Source organism: Eikenella sp. HMSC061C02, assembly GCF_001809035.1.
Classification (GTDB): Bacteria; Pseudomonadota; Gammaproteobacteria; order Burkholderiales; family Neisseriaceae; genus Eikenella; species Eikenella corrodens.
In genome coordinates this window covers 21507-28777 of record NZ_KV795511.1, presented here as the reverse complement: position 1 = coordinate 28777, position 7271 = coordinate 21507, and the positions used below count along the sequence as shown (strand labels likewise).

Annotated in this window: 5 protein-coding genes and 1 pseudogene; 5 read left to right on the top strand and 1 reads right to left on the bottom strand. The window is 58.6% G+C overall.

What is annotated here, in order from left to right:
• The 5 genes and pseudogenes from HMPREF2541_RS01270 to HMPREF2541_RS01250 form a co-directional block, all read left to right on the top strand.
• Positions 1-518, top strand: a pseudogene (locus tag HMPREF2541_RS01270) (hypothetical protein); the annotation flags it as partial.
• Positions 519-743: 225 nt separating this feature from the next.
• Entirely contained in the window at positions 744-1562 is an 819-nt protein-coding gene (locus tag HMPREF2541_RS01265) for a hypothetical protein (RefSeq protein ID WP_003821975.1), read from the top strand.
• Between the two features lie 163 nt (positions 1563-1725).
• On the top strand, positions 1726-2481 hold the full coding sequence (locus HMPREF2541_RS01260) for a uroporphyrinogen-III synthase (protein WP_003821977.1): 756 nt from the start codon (positions 1726-1728) through the stop codon (positions 2479-2481).
• 82 nt (positions 2482-2563) lie between these two features.
• Positions 2564-3811 (top strand): uroporphyrinogen-III C-methyltransferase, encoded by a 1248-nt coding sequence (locus HMPREF2541_RS01255; RefSeq protein ID WP_070541350.1) that lies wholly within the window; start codon positions 2564-2566, stop codon positions 3809-3811.
• Positions 3808-5028, top strand: coding sequence for a heme biosynthesis HemY N-terminal domain-containing protein (locus tag HMPREF2541_RS01250; protein ID WP_003821980.1), 1221 nt, complete (start codon positions 3808-3810; stop codon positions 5026-5028). Before HMPREF2541_RS01255 ends, HMPREF2541_RS01250 begins: the two co-directional genes overlap by 4 nt.
• A 248-nt stretch (positions 5029-5276) precedes the next feature.
• Here the strand turns inward: HMPREF2541_RS01250 and glmS are convergent, their stop codons facing one another.
• Complete coding sequence (glmS, locus tag HMPREF2541_RS01245) at positions 5277-7118, bottom strand: glutamine--fructose-6-phosphate transaminase (isomerizing) (RefSeq protein ID WP_070541348.1); 1842 nt, start codon at positions 7116-7118, stop codon at positions 5277-5279.
• Positions 7119-7271 lie beyond the last annotated feature (153 nt).

Genomic DNA, 7271 nt, shown 5'->3' with positions numbered 1-7271 from the left:
ATTTGGGCGCGATTTTAAACGTGAAGCTGTCCCAGCCCTTCCAAATGTACGACCCCTCCAACGACCCCAAAAACTGCTGTAGCGCCCAGCCTTGGGAAGGCTTCAGGCTGGAGGCCGGCAGCCCGTCGGCGCAACGCTTCTGCAGCGCGAATTTCGATTTGGTTTATCAAGAAAACCAGCGCCTTTCCCCCGCCGAGCGCCGCCGCGAGCGCGCCGAGCTGGAGCGGCTGCAATTCAGGCAAGTTACCGACAGCAAAGGCGCCTCCCGCTATGCCCGCACAATCCGGGTGTGCGGCCAGCGCTACACCCGCCCGAGCGGCATGAAAGACGACTACCGTTTTGAAACACCGATACCCGTTACCATCAGCAGCACGGTTACCCAAAGAAGCAGCAACGTATCCGGCGCAGTCGGTCGTGCCCTCGTTACCCCGTTTACCGCAGCCGTCGATATCGTTACCCTGCCCATCGTCCTGCCGTTCGCAGTCTTTGCGCTCAAGGACATGAAACCAGGCTTTTAAGCTCAGATGCAGGGAGGAGTGCCACTGGCAATCCTCCCTTTTTTCAGGTAGCCTCACCCTTCAAGCAGGCTACCTGAAAATTTACAGCAAAAATATAAGGCTATCTGAAATCTAACCTGCCGCCCGCCGACACTTTTCAGGTAGCCTTTCCCACAAGCAAATGTTAATATCCATCACCAACCATCCAAGGTTGGCCACTCACCCACTCAAGCAAAGGATCAAGCCATGTTTGCAAAATCCCTGTTGAAACCCCTCTTCCTCGCCGCCGCCCTGATGCTGCTAAACGGCTGCGCCACTTATGCGCTGTGGGAAAATCATGATTCGTCGCCAGACTACACCGTCTCAACCTCAACCCACACCGAAAACGACACCGTGGTCGGCTTCGCCCGCGTCAAGCCCGACAGCCAAAAACTGCCGCCCAACAGCATCGTCATGTTGGGCGAGCGCTATATCTATGTGTTAACCAAAGGCAGCAACCCTCGGGCTGGAAGCGGCGAAACAGCCCGGGAAGTGGATTTGGGCGCGATTTTAAACGTGAAGCTGTCCCAACCCTTCCAAATGTACTCTCCTTCCGATGACGCCAAAAACTGCTGCAGTACCCCGCCTTGGGAAGGCTTCAGGCTGAACACCAGTCCGTCGGGGCAACGCTTCTGCAGCGCGGATTTCGATTTGGTTTATCAAGAAAACCCACGTCTTTCTCCCGCCGAGCGCCGCCGCGAACTCGCCGAATTGCGACGGCTGCAATTCAGGCAGGTTACCGACAGCAAAGGCGCATCCCGCTATGCCCGCACGATTCAGGTGTGTGGCCGGCTCTACGTCCGCCCGAACGGTATGAACTACGACTACCGTTTTGAAACGCCGCTGCCCGTAACCATCAGTACCACAATAACCACAACCAAACCCGTTTCATCCATATCTGCGGGAGGGGTTGGCCGCGCACTCGCCACCCCATTCACCGCCGCCCTCGATATCGTTACCCTACCCGTCAGCCTGCCTTTACTCTGGCTGGGCACAGGGATGCAAGAGCGCATGAAATTGTTTTAAGCGCAAACAAAAGGGAGGAATGCCGCTTGGCAGCCCTCCCTTTTTTCAGGTAGCCTTCTGCCATTGCATGATGGCTGCCTGAAACGAGATTTCGGCATTTCTAAAGCTGAGCTTCTGCCAAGAGAAAACATCAAGCCAACCATTCCCGAATCCATCTTCACTGATGAACAACCCGCCTGCCCTACTCATCATCCGCCCCGCCAATCGCATTCCCGCCGATGCTGCCCTATGCCGGCGCACCGGCTGGCAACCCGTACCCTTCCCACTCATCCATATCCGGCCCGAAGCAAACGCGCTGGCCGGATTGCCCACACAGTTGCAGCAAGCCTCAGCTGCCGTTTGGATAAGCCCCACCGCAGTAGAAACCGCCCTGTCGCTACTTTCAGGTAGCCTCATTTCCAGCCTGTCGCAACCGCAAATCGCCGTAGGCAGCGGCACAGCCAAAGCCTTGCAGCAAGCCGGTTTTGCCCGTATCGTTGCGCCCGATAACGGCCACGACAGCGAAGCCGTGCTCGCCCTGCCGCTATGGCAGCGCCTGAATCCGGGTGCATCCGTGGTGATTATCCGCGGGCGGGAAGGCCGCAACACCCTACCCGATACCCTATACCGACGCGGTTTTCAGGTAGCCTGTGCCGATATTTACCAACGCCAGCCGCTCATGCCTGATTGGACGCTGTTTACCGCCGCACAGCCCGCCGCTGCGTGGATTACCTCTGCCGAACAAGTGCGCCTGCTGTTTGCCGCGGCACCTGCAAGCCTAACCCAGCAGCTGCAATCCTTGCTATACTTCGCCCATCATCCGCGCATTGCCGAGGCACTGAGCCAAGCCGGCGCGGCACGCATCCGCCTGCTCAGTTCGGCTGCAGAGTTGGAAAACGCTTTAATTGCCGAACGGCAACACCTCACTCAGGCTACCTGAAAATTGAAATTCCAATGTGTGCAAACGCCACACCGGCTTTCAGGTAGCCTCACAACCGATTGAATAATATGAAAGGAATAGCATGAGCCAACCGGAAAACGAATCCGTACCCGCCGTACAGCCTCCCGCTCCCGCCCCGGCCAGCCCTGTCGCGCCGGTGGTTGTTAAATCCGGCGGCAAAGGCCTGGGCGCGTTTGCCCTCGTGCTGGCCGTGCTCGGCCTGGGTGCCAGCGGCTTTTTGTTTGTGCAGGGGCAAAACCTGCTCAAACGCCAGGAAATCCAGTTCGATCAAAAAATCAATCAGGCTGCCTTGGGCGAATCGCAAAATGCCGCCCTCTTGGCCGATGCCGGCCGCAAGCTGCAAGACAACGAAGCTGTAATCAAGCAGCTGCAAAGCGATATGCAAACCCAACAGGCTGAAGCCGCTGCCAACAACCGCGCCCTGCAAGAGCTGCTGAAAACCCGTAGCGACTGGGTGGTGGACGAAGCTGAAGCCGCGCTCAATCTGGCCGGCCAGCAGCTGGTGATTGCCGACAACGTGCCCGCCGCCGTGGCCGTGCTCGAAGGGCTCGATGCCCGTTTGGCACGTTTCGAGCAGCCGCAGCTGCTGCCTTTGAAACAGGCCGTTAGCGCCGACTTGGCCAAACTGCGCCAGCGTCCCTTCACCGACACCGCCAACGCCGCACTGCGCTTGAGCCGCCTGGAAGCCGCCGTGGGCGCACTGCCGCTCTTGGCCGATTCCAGCCTGCGCCCGCCGCAAGCCGCCGCACCTGCTGCCACCTCGCCGAATGATCCGTGGTGGCGCCAAGCCTGGAACCGCACTCTCGGCGGCCTCAAAGGCATGGTGGAAATCCGCCGCCTCAATAGCACCGATGCGCTCCTGATGTCGCCCGAACAGGCGTTTTATGTGCGCGAAAACCTGCGCCTGCACCTGCTTTCTGCCCGAGTGGCTCTGATGCAGCGCCAAAACGACATCTACCAAAACGACCTGGCCGCCTCGGAAAACGCCGTGCGTCAATACTTTGACGCCGCCACTCCCGCTGCCCAATCTTGGCTGCGCGAAATTGCCCAGCTCAAGGCCATCCAGCCGGGTAGCGGCAACGTGGGCGACAGCCTTTCCGCCAGCCTGAAAGCCATCGCCGACTACCGCCAGCAGCGCCAAGGCGAAATCCTCGGCCAGCCTGAAGCCGCTTCCGAAGCCGCCGCTTCGCAACCTGCCGCGCCCGTTTCCGTGCCCGCGCCGGCCAGCCAACCCACACCGGCAGCCTCCGCTCCCGCACTTCCTGCGCCGGCTCAGGCTTCCGCCGCTCGCAAGGGGATTGAATCATGAAAGGCCTGATTTGGATTATCGTGCTGTTTGCCGCCGCTGTCGGCCTCACCATTGTTGCGCAGCATTACAGCGGCAACGTGTATATCGTTATCGATCAAACCCAAACCCAGATTGCGGTAAACCTGCATTTGTTTGCGGGCGCCATGATCGTGTTCGTGGTGCTGCTTTATCTGCTGTTGCGTCTGATTAACGGCATCATCAATATCCCCGGCCGCATGCGCCGCTTCGGCCGCAGCCGCCAGGCGCATCATGCCGAAACCGCGCTCAACAAAGCCGGCCTCGCCTACTTCGAAGGCAAATTCCAACACGCCGAGCAAGAAGCCGCCAAAGTGCTGGAAAACAAAGAAGCCGGCCACAACCGCACCCTCGCCCTGATGCTCGCCGTGCACAGTGCCGACCAAATGGGCGACGATGCCAAGCGCGAAGGCTACCTGAAAGAAATCGCCCAGCTGCCGCACAAAGCTCAGCTCTCGCGCCACCTGCTCGAAGCCGAATCCGCACTCAACCGGCAGGATTATCCCGCCGCCGAGGCCGCCCTGGCTGCCGCTGCCGCCATCAACCCCAAGCTCACCCGCCTGGTGCGCCTGCAGCTGCGCTATATGTTTGAGCAAAACAACCCCTTGGAAGTGCTTGACCGTGTGGCCAAACTGGAAAAAGCTTCTGCCCTCAACGCCGCCGAAGCCGCCCAATACCGCGAATGGGCCTGGCGCGAGCTCCTCGCCCTCGCCACCGACTATCCCGCGCTCAAAGCCTGCCTCGGCCGCATTCCCAAAGAAATGCAGGAAGGCGAACTCTGCGCCCCGATTGCCGAAAAAATGCTGCAAATCGGCCAGTATCCCCGCGTGGTGAAATGGGTGAAAACCCACTATCCGAAACACCGCAACGCCCAGCTCCTGCCGCCCATGATTGAAGCCGCCCGCTACCTCAGCCCGCGCGAACAGCAGAAAATCATGGATACCGTGGAAGGCTGGCTGAACGACGCCCCGCAAGATGCCGCCCTGCTGCTGCACCTCGGCCAAATGGCCTACGCCAAACAACTGTGGGGCAAAGCCCAAGGCTATCTCGAAGCCAGCCTGCAAGCCCAAGCCACCCCGCAGGCACGCCTGGTGCTGGCCAAAGTGTTTGACGAAATGGACAAACCCGATCAGGCCGAGCAGCAACGCCAGCTGGTGCTGACCGAAATCACTCCGGAAGACGACGAAACCGCTGCCGAATAAAGGCATACGGTAAAAAGGCTACCTGAAACAAGCTGCGCAAAAATTAGCAAAGCTCGTTTCAGGTAGCCTTTCTAGTTCAGGTTTAATTCGCTATACCTATTCGTGCCAACTTACCCTGTCGCTGCTAACCAGGAAATCACCTTTGCCACTAGTTGGTACAGCAATCCCAACCAACTTATATTTACCCCAAGCCAAAGGCTACCTGAAAGCCCAAAACTTTCAGGTAGCCTTTTTCCATTCCAGCCGCGCTATTCCACCGTTACCGATTTAGCCAGATTGCGCGGTTTGTCCACATCCGTGCCGCGCACCAAGGCGGCGTGGTAGGCCAGAAGCTGCACTGGGATGGTGTGCACAATCGGCGAGAGCACGCCCACGTGGCGCGGGGTACGGATGATGTGCACATTGGTGCTGGGCTGGAAGTTGCTGTCCAAATCGGTAAACACAAACAGCTCACCGCCGCGCGCGCCCACTTCCTGCATATTGGCCTTCACTTTATCCAGCAGGCTGTCGTTCGGCGCAATCACCACCACAGGCATATTCGCGTCCACCAGCGCCAAGGGGCCGTGTTTGAGCTCGCCGGCGGGGTAGGCTTCGGCATGGATATAAGTGATTTCTTTGAGTTTCAGCGCGCCTTCCAAGGCCACGGGGTAGTGGATGCCGCGCCCTAAAAACAGGGCGCTGTTTTTCTCTGCGAATTTGTGCGCCCAGGCGGCAATCTGCGGCTCGAGGTTGAGCGCGTGCTGGATACTGCCGGGCAGCTGGCGCAACTCTTCCATATAAGACTGTGCCTGCTGCTCGGACACATGGCCGCGCATTTTGCCCAGGGTAACTGCCAGCCCGAACAATACCACCAGCTGGGTGGTAAAGGCTTTGGTGGAGGCCACGCCGATTTCCACGCCGGCGCGGGTGTAGAGCACCAGTTCGCTCTCACGCGGTAGGGCGGATTCCATTACATTGCACACGGACAAGCTGTGCTTCTGCCCCAGCGATTGCGCGTATTTCAAGGCTTCCATGGTATCTAGCGTTTCGCCGGATTGGGATACGGTAATCACCAATTGGTCGGGGCTGGCAATCACGTCGCGGTAGCGGTATTCGCTGGCAATTTCCACATCGGTCGGCACTCTGCCGATGGCTTCCAGCCAGTATTTGGCAGTGAGCGCGGCGTAGTAGGAAGTGCCGCAGGCCAAGATTTTGATGCTGCGGATGTGTTCAAATACTTCCCGCGCTTTGGCGCCGAAGTTTTCCGGCTCAAAGCCGCCGCCGAGGAATACTTCGGCAGTATCGGCAATCGCCTTGGGCTGCTCGTGAATTTCCTTCTGCATGAAGTGGCTATAAGGGCCCAGCTCCAGCGAGGTAAGCGACAGCTCGGACACGCGCACTTCGCGTTTGGCTTCTTGCCCGCTACAATCAACGAGGCGACGGATACCTTCGCTACCCAATTCGGCAATATCGCCGTCTTGCAGATACACGATGCGGCGCGTGAAGGCCACCACGGCAGAAACATCTGATGCGGCAAAGGTTTCGCCCTCGCCCAGAGCCACCAAGAGCGGGCAGCCCATGCGTGCCACCACCAATTCCGCCGGTTTGTCCTGCGCCATCACGGCAATCGCATACGCGCCGTGAAAACGCGCACAGGCGGCCTGCACGGCGGCAAACAGTTGATGCCCGTTGGCGGTGTATTCGTGGTGTACGCTGTGGGCAATCACTTCCGTATCGGTTTGTGATTCAAACACATAGCCCAAGCCTTGCAAGCGGGTACGCTCTTCTTCGAAATTTTCGATGATACCGTTGTGCACCACTGCAATCAGGCTACCTGAAATATGCGGGTGCGCATTGGGCTCGGTTACACCGCCGTGCGTGGCCCAGCGGGTGTGACCGATGCCGATGTGGCCGCACAGGCCGGCTGCCTTAGCCGCTTCTTCCATCAGCTGTACACGGCCCACACGGCGCACGCGCTCAATCACGCCCTGCTCCGTGCCCACCGCAATACCGGAAGAATCATAGCCCCGATACTCCAGCCGCTTCAGGCCGTCGGTAAGAAAATCCACCACATTCTGATTGGCGCGCACCGCGCCCACAATACCGCACATTGCAAAGTCCTTCTCATACTATTTGGTTGCCAGCCGCCGAAGCGGCTAAAAATCAGGCAGATTATAGCAAACCAGGTTTCTACTGTTATTTTTGGGAAACAGGAAATTATTCCTAAAACGACAGCAGCATAAATACTTTCTTATTTCTATTGC

Coding starts and splice junctions, on each gene's coding strand:
- HMPREF2541_RS01265 (WP_003821975.1), top strand. CDS start 744: ATGTTTGCAAAATCCCTGTTGAAACCCCTCTTCCTCGCCGCCGCCCTG.
- HMPREF2541_RS01260 (WP_003821977.1), top strand. CDS start 1,726: ATGAACAACCCGCCTGCCCTACTCATCATCCGCCCCGCCAATCGCATT.
- HMPREF2541_RS01255 (WP_070541350.1), top strand. CDS start 2,564: ATGAGCCAACCGGAAAACGAATCCGTACCCGCCGTACAGCCTCCCGCT.
- HMPREF2541_RS01250 (WP_003821980.1), top strand. CDS start 3,808: ATGAAAGGCCTGATTTGGATTATCGTGCTGTTTGCCGCCGCTGTCGGC.
- glmS (WP_070541348.1), bottom strand. CDS start 7,118: ATGTGCGGTATTGTGGGCGCGGTGCGCGCCAATCAGAATGTGGTGGAT.